We start from the raw sequence: 2537 nt of genomic DNA, 5'->3' as shown, positions 1-2537 counted from the left end.
CACCAAAAGCCGTCTCACACTCATCACCGAGACCAGGACGGAGGCGACCACCGAAACCACTCTCGAGCTCAGCGCCTAGCAAACAGAAAGATCACCAACCGCTACACCACCACCAGGGACTTGACCCGTTACGGTGCCGGGTTCGTGCGTGCCGTTAGTGTTTTCGGGGTCGGGGGGCAGGTAGTGCGTTGGCTGTGGTCCTGATGAGTGTGGCAAGCCAAGAGGCGTCTTCCCAGCGTTCGGGTGCGACGAGTAGGGACGGTTTTGCTCCGGGGTAGGCCGGCGCTTCCTCCGCACCCGCGGCGAGTTGCCGGCCCTCGGGGGTGATCTTCACGTAGAGCTGGTCATTGGCGATGACCGCAACTGTTTTGCCGTCACACCAGATGGCGTGCTCACCGAACATTTTCCGGGTGCTGATGTTTCCGGCGTCGGTCATCTGCGCGACGATGAAGTCTACGATCCGCTGGTCGGAGGTCACGAGGATTAGCCTTCAACCGGGGAGCAGATTTCCACGAGGCATCCGTTGAGGTCCCTGACGTAGCCGACGACCTGACCCCAAGGTTTCTCTGTTGGTGGTTTGATCGCGGACGCTCCTGCGGCGACGGCGGTCTTGTAGGCGCCGCGCGGGTCCTCGGTCACGAACGCCGTTTCGAAGCCTGCTGCGACATCGGTTGGTCGGTTTGGGCGGATGGCCAGGTCGCTCATCTCGGCCATCGCCTCGCCGGAGAACGCGAGGATAGTGTCTCCGGTGTCCATTTCGGCGTAGAGGTTGCTTTCATGGATGAAGCGGCGTCTCAGGCCGAAAGCCCGCTCGTAGAAGTCGACCGTGGCGGGCACATCGGCGACATACATGATGGAGTATTTGAAGAACATTCGCCCACCCTACGAGCACGGTGCGGGCGGGGTCTTGAATGAATCGGACACTAGATGGGGAGGCCGGCGAGGGCGAGTTCCGGCAGGCGAGCCGGGCTGACACCGCCGAGACGGCGGAACACTCGTGTCATGTGGGCCTGGTCGGAGTACCCGGCCTCGAGGGCTGTTGCGGCAACGCCGAGTCCGTCCCGGAGCCTGAGTCTGAGGGCGCGATGGAATTGGATGACCATTGCCAGCTCTTTCGGCGTCAGACCGGTCGCCTCCGTGATGCGCCGGTGCACAGTTCTAACGCTCATGGTGTGCAGGGCGGCGATGTCTCGGATGGGAAGCCGGCCTCCGGATACATGCAGCGCGTCGATCAGTGGCGTCGTACTGTTCACGCCCCCGTCTGCACAACGATCATCAACGAATGATGACAGTTGCTGCATCACGCCACCCACGGTCCAAGAACCTCTTGTCAGCTTCTGAACGAGGGCGCCGAGCGCCGGAACCAGCATCAGGGCGACCTCGCCTTTGAGCACCTCATTGGTGATGAGGCCGGGCGAGATCCCCAGGACTGGCTTGGCGGTACCAGGGCGAAGCCTGATACCCACAAAGCAGGTTCCGGCCTCGATCGACACAGCATGGAATCGTGTGGCGGGACCACTGACTAAGGCTGCGACCGGTCCGAGGACCTCTTCCCCGTCGGAGGGAAAGCGGAGCATGATGTCGCACCGCCCGTCCGGTAAGACGCGATGTTCAAACCGGTGATCGGCGAAGAACTGCCAGGCCGCCTCCGCCGCAGGAGACTCGCGTGCAGGGCGCAGGGTTTCACCATAACCAGAAGGTATCGGCATGGAACCACTGACCTTCCAGACCACAACGGTCTCGTCGTGGGAGAAATCCGTGAACAGACACTCCCGGAGCCTGACGTCATGCGGTGATGTTAGTGCTCTCGGGCAGGCGGCGTCGCCAGAAGGGTGTCGTACTGGGTCAGTGTAGGAACCGGCCTCGTATCTGCCGGTAAGCCCTCGACCGTCTTCTCCACGAGTGCTGTCGCAGCGTCTGCCTCGTTGGTACGGGTCCGGAGATAGGCGTAGACGGTTTCCCGGCTGATCCCGAACTCCCGGGCCAGGACAGCTTTGGGCACGCCGGCGTCGGCCTTCCGGCACAGCTCAGTCGCCTGGAATGGGCTCAGCGACGGGGCGCGCCCCTTGTAAGCGTTTCGCTGTTTCGCGAGGACGATCCCTTCCCGCTGGCGCTCACTTCTCCAGCGCGTCGGCGCGGTGTGCGGGGGAACCTCGGAGAGCACGAGGCCGCTCACGGCGATCCGCTGGATCAGGGAGTCGTGACCGGCAGGGTAGGGCCGGTCGACGCCTCCGGCGAGCACGGCGATGGTGTTGCCTCCGCTGGCGAGAGCGGCCCTGTGAGCCATGCCGTCGATGCCGTAGGCGGCTCCGCTGGCGATCGTGTAGCCGAGCTGCACGAGGCCGCTCACGGCCTCCATCGTGGCGTGTTCGCCGTAGCCGGTGGCAGCTCGCGCTCCGACCACGGCCAGAACCGCGCGCTATTCCGTCTGCTGCGTGATCTGCGTGGATACAGGTGTCGGTAATCGTATCGAAGCGGTCGGCCGGGCGGCGCAGTGATGCCAAGGCGTGGCGGATTCGCAATATGAGTCGCGCTTG

At 63.7% G+C, this 2537-nt stretch carries 4 protein-coding genes; all 4 read right to left on the bottom strand.

The window, feature by feature from the left end; all coding sequences use genetic code 11:
- Positions 1-154: 154 nt before the first annotated feature.
- The 4 genes from G5S38_RS15410 to G5S38_RS15990 all read right to left on the bottom strand — a co-directional run bounded on the left by G5S38_RS15410 (position 155) and on the right by G5S38_RS15990 (position 2404).
- Positions 155-478: a TfoX/Sxy family protein gene (locus G5S38_RS15410; protein ID WP_201276716.1), complete on the bottom strand. Its 324-nt coding sequence runs from the start codon at positions 476-478 to the stop codon at positions 155-157.
- A 5-nt stretch (positions 479-483) separates the two neighbouring features.
- Entirely contained in the window at positions 484-873 is a 390-nt protein-coding gene (locus G5S38_RS15405) for a VOC family protein (RefSeq protein WP_165070515.1), read from the bottom strand.
- Between the two features lie 50 nt (positions 874-923).
- Positions 924-1733 (bottom strand): helix-turn-helix transcriptional regulator, encoded by an 810-nt coding sequence (locus G5S38_RS15400; protein ID WP_165070513.1) that lies wholly within the window; start codon positions 1731-1733, stop codon positions 924-926.
- Positions 1734-1798: 65 nt separating this feature from the next.
- Complete coding sequence (locus G5S38_RS15990) at positions 1799-2404, bottom strand: DNA-processing protein DprA (protein ID WP_407943858.1); 606 nt, start codon at positions 2402-2404, stop codon at positions 1799-1801.
- Between the last annotated feature and the right edge of the window lie 133 nt (positions 2405-2537).

The organism is Marisediminicola senii (assembly GCF_011057645.1).
In the GTDB taxonomy this organism is placed as follows: Bacteria; Actinomycetota; Actinomycetes; order Actinomycetales; family Microbacteriaceae; genus Marisediminicola; species Marisediminicola senii.
The sequence above is the reverse complement of the archived record's forward strand: the minus strand, read 5'-3'. Positions and strand labels throughout refer to the sequence as shown.

What these genes read in the sequence shown, in the direction of transcription:
- G5S38_RS15405 (WP_165070515.1), bottom strand. Translation starts at nt 873, where the DNA reads ATGTTCTTCAAATACTCCATCATGTATGTCGCCGATGTGCCCGCCACG.